Raw genomic sequence first — 11,974 nt, forward strand, 5'->3', positions numbered from 1 at the left:
ACCGGTCCAAAGAGGGGCTGTCATGGTGGATTCGCTCGGTGTCGCCGTCGTCGGGTTCGGCTGGATGGGCCGGGTGCACACCCAGGCGTACGCCCGCGTCCTGCACCACTACCCGCAGCTGGGCCTGCGCCCGCAGCTGATCACGGTCGCCGAGGAGGTGCCGGGCCGGGCCGAGGAGGCCGCCGCGCAGTTCGGGTTCGCCGCCACCACCCGTGACTGGCGCGATGTCGCCGCGGACCCGCGGGTCCAGGCGGTCTCCATCACCGCCCCGAACTTCCTGCACCGCGAGATCGGCGTGGCGATGGCCGAGGCGGGCAAGCACATCTGGATCGAGAAGCCGGTCGGGCTGAGCGCGGCGGACGCCCGGGCGGTCGCCGACGCGGTGGCCACCGCGGGCGTCCAGGGTGCCGTCGGCTTCAACTACCGCAACGCGCCCGCCGTCGAGGCCGCCCGCGAACTCATCGCCTCCGGCGCCATCGGCACCGTCACCCACGTCCGCATCCGCCTCTTCAGCGACTACGCCGCCCATCCCGAGGGTGCTCTGACCTGGCGCTACGAGAAGGAGCGCGGCGGCAGCGGGGTGCTGGGCGACCTCGCCTCGCACGGCACGGACCTGGCCCGCCACCTGCTGGGCGACATCGAGTCACTGACCGCCGACACGGCCGTCTTCATCCCCGAGCGGGCCCGCCCCACCGGCGCCACCGCCGGCCACACCCGCGCCACCGGCGGCGAACTCGGCCCGGTCGAGAACGAGGACTACGTCAACTGCCTGCTGCGCTTCGCCTCCGGCGCCCGCGGTGTCCTGGAGGCCTGCCGGGTCTCGGTCGGCGAGCAGAACAACTACGGCTTCGAGGTGCACGGCACGAAGGGCGCGGTCTTCTGGGACTTCCGCCGCATGAACGAGCTCGGCGTCAGCCGCGGCACGAGCTACCAGGACCAGCCCGTCAGCACGGTGTACGTCGGCCCCGGCGACGGCGAGTTCGGGGCGTTCCAGCCGGGCGCGGCGAACGCCATGGGCATGGACGACCTGAAGGTGATCGAGGCGCACCGCTTCCTGCGCTCCATCGCGGAGGGCAAGCCGTACGGGGCGACGCTCCCGGACGCCGTGCACAGTGCCGCCGCGCTGGAGGCGATGGTGCGGTCGGCGGAGAGCGGGTCCTGGGTCAGCGTTCCGTCATAGCGGCCAGCGACTCCACGCCCTTGGCGAGGGCGTCGATCACAGACTGCGGAGGGGTGTCCGGGACTCCGGGCGCCCAGCCCCTCCGCCGGGTCCTGGCCGCGAGCGGGAGTTCCACCTGGACTCCCCCGCCGCGGGTCAGGTTCACCGGGTTGCGGGCGTGCAGACCGCGCAGGGACACCGGGATCTCGTCGAGGTCCGTGACCGCCTCGAACTCCGGCCGCAGCGCGTCGAGTTCGGCTGCGAGGAGCCGCGCGGCCGGCCGGTTGCCCCCGCCGAGGAAGATCGACCGGGGCGCCGTGGGCCTCATATGGCCGTGCAGGGAGACCACCACCGTCACCTGCGCCAGGAAGTCCCGCAGCAGCCCGCAGTGTTCGACCGCCATACGCGGCGACGGGATGTGCACCGGCTCGGGCACGCCCGGCTGGGTGAACACCAGGCTGGTGGCGTCGCACAACTCGCCCACGGAGCGGGCGAGTTCGGCCGTACCGCCCTCGTTGCTGCCGTGCAGTGCGAGGAGTCCGGTGTCGCCACCCTGCGTGAGGGTGGCGAGCAGCCGTACGCCTTCGATCTCGACCTGCTCCGTGCGTGTCGTCACTCGGCCCCTCAACTCGTCGCCTGCGGTGGCATGTTGTACGGCGTGACCACCTGGATCGCCGACGGCAGCGTAGGGCCCGCGGGCGGCAGGGCGCCGTGGGCGCGCATCACGATGTGGCAGGCCTCGCGCATGTCCTGGCGCAGGTCGTGGTGGAGGACGGCGGACAGGCGGTGCTCGCGCAGCAGACGGGTGTTGTCGTGGTCGAGGTCGTGCGCGACGAACACCGCGCACTCGCGGCCCAGGTCCTCGAAGGCGCGCAGGGTGGCGTTGTTGCCGCCGCCGATCGAGTAGACGGCGCGGATGGCCGGGTCGCGTTCCAGGGCGGCGCGGACCAGGTCGTACTGGGTGGCGTCCAGGCCGTGTCCCTCGGCGATCTCGACCAGCGTGCGGTCCGGGTGGCGGGTGCGCATGGCGCTGCGGAAGCCCATCTCGCGCTCCTCCTCGTTGCGGAAGAAGCCGCTGCTGAGGCTGGTGAGCACATTGCCGGGGCGCTCGCCCAGCCACTGGCCCATCAGGTAGGCGGCGGTCGCGCCGGCGGCCCGGTTGTCGATGCCGACGTAGGCGAGGCGGGCGGTGGCGGGCAGGTCGGTGACCAGGGTGACGACGGGGATGCCGGCCTCGGCGAGGCGGCCGACGGCGGCCGTGACCTCGGGGACATCCGGGGCCTTGAGGATCACGCCCTGCGAGCCGCGCCGGGCGATCCGGTCCAGGATCCTCGTCAGCTCCGGCGCCGGGCCGGTCTCGCGGAAGTGGAAGCGCGAGCGGACGACGGCCGGGTGCAGGGACGGCAGCTCCGCCTCCAGGGCGGCGCGTACGGCGGTGGAGAACCGTTCCGGCGTCTGCATCACGATGTCGATCATGAAGGTGCGGCCGACCAGCCGCACCTGGGTGCGCTGCCGGTCCAGGTCGGCGATGGCCTGCTGGACCTCCCGTGCGGTGCTCTCGCGGACACCGCCCCTGCCGTTCAGGACCCGGTCGACGGTGGCCTCGCTCAGGCCCGCCTGGCGGGCGATCTCCCGGATCGGGAACGGGTGACCCATTCGGTGGCTCCTTGAGGGGTTTTTGATGGCCGCGTGCCGGTTGTTCGACGGGTTTGTACTGACAAGAATGGCAGCGCTGAGTCGCCCCTGTCACCGAGAGGACCTCGATGTCCTTCACCGCCGTACAACACCGTGCCTGGCTGTCCGAGCAGGACTGCGACCTCGACTCGTTCCGCACGCTCGTCGAGCGGACGGCCGACCTCGCCGACTACCCGCACGCCCTGGCGGTGGAGCGGAACGTCCTGCTGTACGACGCCGAGCGCGTCCTCGCAGCCGGGCGCCGGGACGTCCAGGCGGAGCTGGTCAGAGCGCTCACCGACGGGCCCGGAGTGGTGGTGTTCCGGGGCGCGTTCCCCGACCGGGTGGTCGTCGAGCGGGCCACCGAGGTGTTCGACTCGCTGATCCGCGAGCAGTACGCGGCGGGTACGACGGCCGGCGACCACTTCGCCAAGCCGGGCGCCAACGAGCGGGTGTGGAACGCGCTGGAGAAGGCGGCCCTCTACGACCCGGCGGCCTTCGCCGACTACTACGCCAACCCCGTCCTCGCGCTGGTCTGCGAGGCCTGGCTCGGCCCCGGCTACCAGGTGACCTCCCAGGTCAACGTGGTCAACCCGGGCGGCCTCGCCCAGACCGTGCACCGCGACTACCACCTCGGCTTCCTCTCCGACGAGGCCGCTGCGGCCTACCCGTCGCACGTCCACCGCCTCTCCCCCGTGCTCACCCTGCAGGGCGCGGTCGCGCACTGCGACATGCCGGTGGAGTCGGGTCCGACGCTGTACCTGCCGTTCTCGCAGGCGTACGAGCCCGGCTATCTGGCCTGGCGGCGGCCGGAGTTCCAGGCGTACTTCAAGGAGCGCCACGTCCAGCTCCCGCTCGGCAAGGGCGACGCCGTCTTCTTCAACCCGGCGCTGTTCCACGCCGCCGGCACCAACCGCACCCCCGACGTGCGGCGCATGGCCAACCTGCTGCAGGTGTCCTCGGCCTTCGGGCGCGCGATGGAGACCGTGGACCGCGAGGCGGTGGCCAACGCGGTCTACCCGGTGCTGCTGCGCCGCAAGGCCGAGGGTGCCGACGAGGCGTGGCTGGAGAACGTGATCGCCGCGAGCGCCGAGGGCTACCCCTTCCCCACCAACCTCGACAGCGACCCGCCGGTCGACGGACTGGCCCCGCCCTCGCAGGCGGACCTCGTGCGCGAGGCACTGCGCGAGGGACGGCCCGCGCGGATCCTGCGGGACCAACTGCGCGTGGCCGGCGAACGGCGCGCGAGCTGAAAGGGCAGCGGAGATCCATGGGACTTCTCGACGACAAGGTCGTCCTCGTCAACGGCGGCAGCCAGGGCGTCGGCGCCGCCATCGCGCGGGCGGCCGTCCGGGAGGGGGCCGTCGTGGCCGTCACCGGACGGCGTCCGGAGCCCGGCGAGGCGCTGGTCGGCGAGCTGTCGGCGGCGGGCGGCAAGGCGATGTTCATCCGCGCCGACCTCGCGGACGCCGAGCAGGCCATGCACGCGGTGGGCGACGTCGTCGCCGCGTACGGGCGTGTCGACTGCCTGGTCAACTCCGCGGGGCTCACCTCCCGCGGCACGCTGCTGGACACCACGCCCGAGCTGTTCGACGAGCACATCGCGATCAACCTGAAGGCGCCGTTCTTCGCCATGCAGGCCGCCGTCGCGGACATGGTGGCCCGGAAGTCCCCCGGCACGATCGTCAACATCATCACCACCTCGGCGCACGGCGGACAGCCGTTCCTCGCGCCGTACGTGGCCTCGAAGGCCGGCCTGGTCGGCCTGACCCGCAACGCCGCGCACGCCCACCGCTGGGACCGGATCCGCATCAACGGCCTGAACATCGGCTGGACGGCGACCGAGGGCGAGGACGCCACGCAGAAGACCTTCCACGACGCCACGGACGACTGGCGCGAGGAGGCGGCGGCCAAGCTGCCGATGGGCAAGCTGGGCCAGCCGGACGAGATCGCGGACTTCGTGGTCTTCCTGCTGTCGGACCGGTCGGGCGTGGTGACGGGATCGGTGATCGACTGGGACCAGAACGTCTTGGGCGGCTTGGACTGAATCAGCCCGTCCGGCGTTTGAGGACGAGCCCGAAGGGCGATTCGGGGTCCGGGGCAGAGCCCCGGCAACGGACAGCAACCACACACCAGGAAAGCAGCGGAGCTAATGCGCATCGGAATCCTCGGCCTCGGCCGCATCGGCGCCTTCCACGCCGAGACCCTCTCCGGACTCGACGCGGTCGAGTCGCTCGTCCTCACCGACCCGTTCACGGACGCCGCCAAGTCCGCGGCGGAGCGGTTCGGCGGCGAGGTCGTGGACTCGCCGGAGGCCCTGCTGGCCGCCGGCGTCGACGGCATCGTGGTCGCGGCCGCGACGGACGCCCACCCCGGGCTGATCCTGGCCGGGGTCGAGGCCGGCATCCCGGTCTTCTGCGAGAAGCCCGTCGCCAAGACCATGGCCGAGGGCGTCCAGGTCCTCAAGGCCGTCGAGGGCACGGATGTGCCGATCCAGATCGGCTACAACCGCCGCTTCGACGCCGGCTTCGTCGCCGCCCGCGCCGCCGTGCAGGCCGGTGAGCTGGGCAAACTGCACACCGTACGGTCGACCACGCTGGACCCTGCGCCCCCGCCGGCCGGGTACATCGCCGCCTCGGGCGGCATCTTCCGCGACTGCTCCGTGCACGACTTCGACATCATCCGCTGGGTGACCGGCCGCGAGGTCGTCGAGGTGTACGCCGTCGGCGGCAACCGGGGCGCCGACTACATCAAGGAAGCGGGCGACGCCGACACCACCGGCGCCATCCTCACCCTGGACGACGGCACGATCGCGGTCGTCTCCAACTCCCGCCACAACGCCCGGGGTTACGACGTCCGCATGGAGATCCACGGCTTTACGGACTCCATCGCCGTGGGCCTGGACGACAAGCTGCCGCTGCGCTCCGTCGAGCCCGGCGTGACCTTCCCGGCCGGCACCCCGCACGACTTCTTCATGGACCGCTTCACCGAGGCCTACCGCGCCGAACTCACCGCGTTCACCGAGGTCGTGGCCGGCACCCGCCCCTCGCCCTGCACGGTCGCGGACGCCCTGGAGGCCGGCTGGATCGCCGACGCGTGCACGCTGTCGCTGCACGAGCACCGGCCGGTGACCATCGCCGAGGTCCGCACCGCCTGAGCGGCGGCCGCAGTCTCTCGTGCTCCGGGTGCTGGGCGGCCTCCGGCGCCCGGAGCACGAGTGTGTCGACCACCACGTCGCCCGGTCCGACACGGCCAGGAGATCTCTGCGTACGACCATGAGATCGCCTTGACCGAACGAACGACCGAGGAGCGACGGCCATGAACGCCGACGAGATACCCGGACCCTCCGACGACACCCGTCAACCCGCCTTCTCCAGCGGGGAGTTACGCACGCCGCTCGGCCCCGCAGGCCCCCGCGCGGTGGTCGTCGTAGGCGCCGGGCCGAGCGGTCTCGCGGCCGCGCGTGAACTGGAGCGGGCCGGACACCGGGTGACCGTCCTGGAGGAGCAGGAGACCGTGGCCGGGAAGTGCCGGAGCGTACGCATCGACGGCCGGGCCTACGACCTCGGCGGGCACATCTGCACCAACCGGTACGAGCGGACGGCGGAGTTGATGGCCGAACTGGACGTGGAGACGGAGCGCACCAGCCGCTATCGCGTCCTCGACGCCGAGGGACGCGCCACCGCCCAGCCCATGGCGTTCCTGCGCGGCGACGCCTTCCCGCGCTACCGGGCGCTGCGCGAGCGGGAGTTCCCGCGCATCGCCGAACCCGGGCTCGCCCACTCCGCGCGGGCCCTGGCCGCACCGGTCACCCACTGGCTCGCCGAACACGGCCTTCAGTCCATGGCCGAGTCGTTCGGCACCGGGTACACGGCGGCCGGGTACGGCTATCTCGACGACGACGTGCCCGCGCTCTACTTCGTCAAGTACGCCGAGATGACCGGACTGCTGTCCGACCCGCCCGAACTCCTCGGCCACGCGGGCGCGTTCACCGTCGTGGGCGGCTTCGACACGCTGTGGCGGCGGGTCGCCGAGGAGCTGAAGGACGTACGGCTCGGCGTGCGGGTGCTGTCGGTCGAACGGCACACGGGCGGCGTACGCGTCCACACCGACTCCGGCCCGGTGGACGCGGACGACCTGGTCCTCGCCGTCCCCCTGGACCGCATCCTGCCGCTCCTGGACGCCACCGAGGACGAGCGCGACCTGGCCGGGCGGATCCGCTCCAACGCCTACCACACCACCCTCGCCACCGCCTCCGGCCTCCCGGAGAATGCCTTCTACTTCCTCGACCGCCACACCGCGACCCGTGACGCGAGCGGCCACTGCGTCTCGTACCACCACCGCTACCCGGACAGCGACGTACGGACCTTCTACTCCTACGGCCGCCCCGAGGACGTCACCGCTCGGCTGCGGGACGACGTCGCGGAGCTCGGCGGGCGGCTGGAGGAGGTGCATCTGCACCGCCAGTGGGCGTTCATGCCGCACTTCGGCAGCGCCGACCTCGCGGACGGTGTCCTGGACCGGCTCGACGCACTGCAGGGCCGAGGCCGCACCTACTACGTCGGCGGGCTGCCCGCCTTCGAGCTGATCGAGTGCACCATCGCGCACGCCCAGGAACTCGCCCGCCGCCACTTCCCGCCCGCGGGCGCCACACTGACCCTGCACCAACCGACCGAGGAGGAACGGCCGTCATGAGCGAACCCGTCCGCGAGCCACTGCGCATCGGCGTCCTGGGCGCCGCCCGGATCACCGAACGCGCCCTGATCGACCCGGCCAGGACGGGCGGCCACCGTCTCGTCGCGGTGGCCGCCCGCGACCGGTCCCGCGCCGAGGCCTTCGCCGCCGAGCACAGTGTGGAGCGGGTCGCGGACTCCTACGCCGATCTGCTCGCCGATCCCGAGGTCGAGGTGGTCTACAACCCGCTCGCCAACGGCCTGCACGGGCCCTGGAACCTGGCCGCCCTGGCGGCCGGCAAGCACGTCCTGAGCGAGAAGCCGTCGGCGAGCAACGCCGAGGAGGCCGCCGAGGTACGGGAGGCGGCCGCGAAGGCCGGCACGGTCTTCATGGAGGGCTTCCACTACCTCTTCCACCCGGTCACCCGGCGCCTGCACGAGCTCCTGCAGAGCGGTGAACTGGGCGAGCTGCAGCGGGTGGAGACGATGGTCGCGATCCAGGCCCCCGCCGACACCGACCCGCGCTGGTCCCTGCCGCTGGCCGGCGGCGCCGTGATGGACCTCGGCTGCTACAGCCTGCACGCGCTGCGGATGCTGGCGCCCTGGGCGGGCGGCGCCCCGCGGCTGGTCTCGGCGCAGGGCGGGGAGCGTTCGGGCGCACCCGGGGTCGACGAGTGGCTGGACGCCGAAGTGGCCTTCCCGAACGGCGCCACCGGCTCGGCGCGCTGCCACATGGCGTACGACAGGCTGGAGATGAGCTGCCGGATCGTCGGCAGCCGGGGCGAGGCGCTGGCGCCGAACTTCGTGCTCCCGCAGATGGACGACCGGATCGTGGTCCGCACGGCGGAGGGTGAGCGGACGGAGCGGCTCGGGACCCGGTCGTCGTACACGTACCAGCTGGAGGCCTTCACGGCGCGGGTACGGGCGGGCGCTGCACTGCCGCTGGATGCGGACGACGCGGTGGCGACGATGACCCTGATCGACGCCTGCTACCGGGCGGCCGGATTCGAACCCCGGCCGCGGACGCGGGTGTAGCCGGAGGACGGCCGGACGGGGCGCCTGGGTTGCCGCGGCGGCGGGCGGGGGCCGGTGCGGGCGCGGACCCGGACGCAGGCGCAGGCCGGGCACGGACGCGGCGCGGGCTCTGCGATGATCGGTGCCATGGCCGCTCGCATTGCTCCCGCCCGCGTCGCCGACCTCCAGCAGGTCCTCGCCGACCACAGCCGCTACTGGGGCGAGCGCGATCTGCGCGACCTCCATCTGTTGGCCCTGGTGCAGGAGTTCGGCGAGACCTGCCTGGTCGCCCGCTCCGACGACGGCATCCTCGGCTATCTGATCGGCTTCGTCACCCCCGGCCGCACCGGATACGTGCATCTGATCGCGACGCGGGACGACGCCCGTGGCAGCGGCCTGGGCCGCGAACTGTACGCCGCCTTCACCGAGGCCGCACGGCGGCAGGGGGCCCTCCGGCTGAAGGCCATCACGAGCCTCGGCAACAAGGAGTCGGTGGCCTTCCACCGCAGCCTCGGTTTCGACGTCCGCGTGGCGGAGGACTACAACGGTCCCGGCGAGGACCGGGTCGTGTTCAGCCGCGCGCTCGGCTGACGTCGTACAGGGCCGGCCGCTCGGCCAGCTCGACCTGCACCCGGCCGCCGCCCTCCAGCGCCCGCACGCCCGCCTCGCACACCGCCGCCACCGCGTAGCCGTCCCACACGCTCGGGCCGATGACCTCGCCGCGGCGGGTGGCGTCGACCCAGGCCTGGACCTCTCGGTCGTAGGCGTCGGCGAAGCGTTCGATGTAGTCCTGGGTGATGGTGCCGCCCCAGCGGCCGGCCATATTGGTGACCATGGCATGGCCGTCGCCGATGCGGGCGGTGCCGCGTTCGCAGACCACCTCGGCCTGGACCTGGTAGCCGAAGCCGCAGTTGACGAAGATCTCGACGTCGACGATCGCACCGCCGTCGGTCTCGAAGACGACGAACTGCGGGTCCTGCACTCCGTCCGGTGCGTTCGCGGACGGGGTGGGGCGCAGGACCGTGACGGCGGTGATCTCCTGGTCGAGCAGCCAGCGCGTCACGTCCATCTCGTGCACCACGGAGTCGTTGATGAGCATCTCGCTGCGCCAGCCGGGCGGGGAGGCGAGGTTGCGGTGCCGGTTGTGCAGCATCAGCGGGCGGCCCAACTGGCCCGTGTCCAGAAGGGACTTGAGTCTCATGTACTCGGCGTCGTAGCGCCGCATGAAGCCGACCTGGACCCGGCGGCGGCCCAGCTTCTGCTCCGCTTCGAGCACGCGCAGTGCGGAGGCCGCGTCCGGGGTGAGCGGCTTCTCGCACAGCACGGGCAGGTCGTGCTCGAACGCCGTCAGCAGGGCCGCCTCGTGGACGGGCCCCGGGGAGGCGATCAGGACGGCGTCGACGTCGGCCGCCGTCATGGCGGCGGCCGGGTCGGTGTAGGCGGTGCAGCCGTCGATGCGGGCCGCGACGTCCTTGGCGCGTTCCGCATCGACGTCCACGACTGCGGTCACCCTGGCCCCGCTGGTGACCTCCTGGATACGGCGGACATGGTCGGCGCCCATCTTGCCGGTGCCGACGACCGCGACTTGCAGTGTTCCTTGCCGAGCCATGGTCGTTCGTCCCCCTTCGGAGGGTCAGGCGCCGCAGGATCTCAGGAACTTGCGGGTGCGCACCGCGATCGGCAGCGGCTTGTCCGGCTCGCACGGGTACATGTCCTGCTCGACGATGGCGAACAGCTCCACGCCGAGCTTCTGCGCGGCCTCCAGCACGGGCCCCAACTCCGGTACGCCGGACGGGGGTTCGCACATCACGCCCTGGGCCACGGCGGGCCCGAACGGGGTCTCGTTCCTGACCACGTCCGCGAGGATCTCCGGGTCGACCTGCTTGAGGTGCAGATAGCCGATGCGTTCGCCGTAGGTCTCGATCAGCTTGACGCTGTCGCCGCCGTAGTAGGCGTAGTGCCCGGTGTCCAGGCAGAGGTTGACCAGTTCGGAGTCGGTCGAGTCGAGGAAGCGCTCGACGTGGTCCTCGGTGTCGATGTGGGTGTCGGCGTGCGGGTGCACGACAATGTCGAGGCCGTACGTCTCCTTCACCTCGTGGCCGAGCCGCTCCATGCCCTTGGTGAGATACGCCCACTGCTCGCCGGTCAGCTCCTGCGGCTCCAGGATCTCGGCGGTCTTGTCGTCCCGCCAGAAGGACGGGATGACGACCAGGTGCTTCGCGCCCATGGCCTGGGTGAGTGCGGCGACCTGGCTGACGTGCTCCCAGGTGGACTCCCAGACGGAGGGGCCGCGGTGCAGGCCGGTGAAGACCGTGCCGGCGGAGACCTTCAGGTCACGCTTGTTGATCTCGTCGGTGAGGCGGGCCGGGTCGGTCGGCAGGTAGCCGTAGGGGCCCAGCTCGATCCACGGGTAGCCGGCCTCGGCGACCTCGTCGAGGAAGCGTTCCCAGGGCACCTGCTGGGGGTCGTCGGGGAACCAGACGCCCCAGGAGTCAGGGGCCGATCCGACCCGGATGCGGTCCAGTGCACCTGTCATGTCAGGAGGTTCCTTCCGGGGTCGCCGCCACGGGTGCGGTGAGGTCCTTCTCTTCCGGGAGTTCCTCGACGTCGACGCCGCGCACCTGGGACAACTCGTGCTTGAGTGCGGCGAGTTCGGCGCCACCGGCCATGTGGTTGGTCAGCTCCTCCAGGGTGATCTGGCTGCGCTCGGCGGAGAGTTCCATCGTGCCCAGGCGGAGCACGCTGAAGTGGTCGCCGACCATGTAGGCGTGGTGCGGGTTGTGGGTGATGAAGATGACGCCCAGGCCGCGGTCGCGGGCGGCGGCGATGTATTTGAGCACCACGCCGGACTGCTTCACTCCCAGCGCGGCGGTGGGCTCGTCCAGGATCAGCACGCGGGCGCCGAAGTAGACGGCGCGGGCGATGGCGACGCACTGGCGCTGGCCGCCGGAGAGGGTGCCGATGGGCTGTTCCAGGTTGTCCAGGACGATGCCCATGTTGCGGAGTTCCTCGTCCGCGGTCTTCTTCATCTTCTCGATGTCGAGACGACGCACGGGCCAGGGGCCCTTGGTCATCTCGGAGCCGAGGAAGAAGTTGCGCCACACCGGCATCAGCGGGACCGTCGCCAGGTCCTGGTAGACGGTGGCGATGCCCTTGTCCAGCGCGTCACGCGGGGTGGAGAAGCGCACCGGGGTGCCGTCGACGAGGAACTCGCCCTCGGTGTGCTGGTGCAGCCCGGAGATGATTTTGATGAGCGTCGACTTGCCGGCGCCGTTGTCGCCCAGCACGCAGGTGACCTGGCTGGGGCGGACCTGCAGGCTGACGCCGTGCAGGGCGCGGATGTTGCCGTACGCCTTGCCCGCGTTGCGCAGTTCGACGATCACGCCGTCCTTCTCCGGTGCGGCGTCCTGGAGGATGGCTCCGTGAGTTCCGCTGTTCTTGTCTGTCATCGGAT

At 71.7% G+C, this 11,974-nt stretch carries 12 protein-coding genes; 7 read left to right on the top strand and 5 right to left on the bottom strand.

The window, feature by feature from the left end; genetic code table 11:
* The first annotated feature begins 22 nt into the window (after positions 1–22).
* The gene (locus P2Q00_RS29715; protein WP_275776195.1) at positions 23–1,180 is read left to right on the top strand and encodes a Gfo/Idh/MocA family protein; all 1,158 of its coding nucleotides are present in this window, start codon (positions 23–25) and stop codon (positions 1,178–1,180) included.
* Here P2Q00_RS29715 and P2Q00_RS29720 read toward each other — a convergent pair.
* Together P2Q00_RS29720 and P2Q00_RS29725 are read right to left on the bottom strand one after the other, a co-directional pair.
* Positions 1,164–1,775, bottom strand: coding sequence for a poly-gamma-glutamate hydrolase family protein (locus P2Q00_RS29720; RefSeq protein ID WP_275776196.1), 612 nt, complete (start codon positions 1,773–1,775; stop codon positions 1,164–1,166). The two genes, P2Q00_RS29715 and P2Q00_RS29720, sit on opposite strands and share 17 nt — an antisense overlap.
* Before the next feature lie 8 nt (positions 1,776–1,783).
* A complete protein-coding gene (locus tag P2Q00_RS29725) occupies positions 1,784–2,815 on the bottom strand; it encodes a LacI family DNA-binding transcriptional regulator (protein WP_275776197.1) in 1,032 nt (343 codons plus the stop codon).
* A 107-nt stretch (positions 2,816–2,922) separates the two neighbouring features.
* Between P2Q00_RS29725 and P2Q00_RS29730 the strand changes: the two genes are divergently transcribed.
* The 6 genes from P2Q00_RS29730 to P2Q00_RS29755 all read left to right on the top strand — a co-directional run bounded on the left by P2Q00_RS29730 (position 2,923) and on the right by P2Q00_RS29755 (position 9,111).
* Positions 2,923–4,086, top strand: a complete 1,164-nt coding sequence (locus P2Q00_RS29730) for a phytanoyl-CoA dioxygenase family protein (RefSeq protein WP_275776198.1) — start codon at positions 2,923–2,925, stop codon at positions 4,084–4,086.
* A gap of 17 nt (positions 4,087–4,103) precedes the next feature.
* Positions 4,104–4,880, top strand: coding sequence for an SDR family oxidoreductase (locus P2Q00_RS29735; protein ID WP_275776199.1), 777 nt, complete (start codon positions 4,104–4,106; stop codon positions 4,878–4,880).
* Between the two features lie 105 nt (positions 4,881–4,985).
* A complete protein-coding gene (locus tag P2Q00_RS29740; protein ID WP_275776200.1) occupies positions 4,986–5,990 on the top strand; it encodes a Gfo/Idh/MocA family protein in 1,005 nt (334 codons plus the stop codon).
* Positions 5,991–6,151: 161 nt separating this feature from the next.
* Complete coding sequence (locus tag P2Q00_RS29745) at positions 6,152–7,528, top strand: protoporphyrinogen/coproporphyrinogen oxidase (RefSeq protein WP_275776202.1); 1,377 nt, start codon at positions 6,152–6,154, stop codon at positions 7,526–7,528.
* Positions 7,525–8,541 carry a Gfo/Idh/MocA family protein gene (locus tag P2Q00_RS29750; RefSeq protein WP_275776204.1) on the top strand — a complete coding sequence of 339 codons (1,017 nt, stop codon included), beginning with the start codon at positions 7,525–7,527 and terminating at the stop codon, positions 8,539–8,541. The genes P2Q00_RS29745 and P2Q00_RS29750 overlap by 4 nt, the downstream gene beginning before the upstream one ends.
* A gap of 126 nt (positions 8,542–8,667) precedes the next feature.
* On the top strand, positions 8,668–9,111 hold the full coding sequence (locus P2Q00_RS29755) for a GNAT family N-acetyltransferase (RefSeq protein WP_275776206.1): 444 nt from the start codon (positions 8,668–8,670) through the stop codon (positions 9,109–9,111).
* Here P2Q00_RS29755 and P2Q00_RS29760 read toward each other — a convergent pair.
* Genes P2Q00_RS29760 through P2Q00_RS29770 form a run of 3 tightly spaced genes read right to left on the bottom strand, consistent with a single transcriptional unit; the run spans position 9,092 to position 11,969 of the window.
* Positions 9,092–10,129 carry a Gfo/Idh/MocA family protein gene (locus P2Q00_RS29760; RefSeq protein ID WP_275776208.1) on the bottom strand — a complete coding sequence of 346 codons (1,038 nt, stop codon included), beginning with the start codon at positions 10,127–10,129 and terminating at the stop codon, positions 9,092–9,094. The genes P2Q00_RS29755 and P2Q00_RS29760 overlap by 20 nt on opposite strands.
* Positions 10,130–10,153: 24 nt before the next feature.
* Positions 10,154–11,056, bottom strand: a complete 903-nt coding sequence (locus P2Q00_RS29765; protein WP_275776209.1) for a sugar phosphate isomerase/epimerase family protein — start codon at positions 11,054–11,056, stop codon at positions 10,154–10,156.
* Between the two features lies 1 nt (position 11,057).
* Positions 11,058–11,969, bottom strand: a complete 912-nt coding sequence (locus P2Q00_RS29770) for an ATP-binding cassette domain-containing protein (protein WP_275776210.1) — start codon at positions 11,967–11,969, stop codon at positions 11,058–11,060.
* Between the last annotated feature and the right edge of the window lie 5 nt (positions 11,970–11,974).

Origin of the sequence: Streptomyces coacervatus, from assembly GCF_029223485.1 — a bacterium.
Taxonomy (GTDB): domain Bacteria; phylum Actinomycetota; class Actinomycetes; order Streptomycetales; family Streptomycetaceae; genus Streptomyces; species Streptomyces coacervatus.